Source organism: Alkalibacterium sp. m-11, assembly GCF_054658155.1.
In genome coordinates, this window is the sequence record NZ_BAAGIR010000369.1 from 1 (window position 1) to 439 (window position 439).

1 protein-coding gene is annotated in these 439 nt (G+C 36.2%); it reads right to left on the reverse strand.

Features of this window, described 5'->3' with window-relative positions; genetic code table 11:
• Nucleotides 1-159 precede the first annotated feature (159 nt).
• A partial coding sequence (locus tag ACYQ2O_RS12845; RefSeq protein ID WP_459771463.1) for a transposase occupies nucleotides 160-439 on the reverse strand: 280 nt, incomplete at its 5' end.

Consider the following 439-nt stretch of genomic DNA (forward strand, 5'->3'; position numbering starts at 1 on the left):
GCCAGTTAGGGAAATTTAGTTTTTATAACTAAATAAGTATGGTTGCTCGTTAAATTTTCACTTTTCTCTATCCGCTTTTTCCCATCAAACTTAAAAATGGGCAGACTTATCCCTCGAGATGATTTCAATTTTTAAAATGATGAATGGCTATTGATTGGGTCACTCAATAAGCGGTATGCCCTGAATTTTTTTCAAGGCGAACCAAAAGTGTTTTTTATAAAGACAACTGCTACATAGTTTGAAGGTCGTATAACGGGCTGTGTTGATTACTTTACCTGCTATTTTAATCAGCTTAATTCTAACAGTTGCTATGGTGCTTTTACTCATACTTCTAGGTAAGCAGAGTCGGCGAAACCAATTCGCAAAATTGTAGGCGAGTAAGGCAATTTGTAGCTTTGTCGCATTTGTGTAAAAGTCAGGACTACTTAATTGGTCGAAC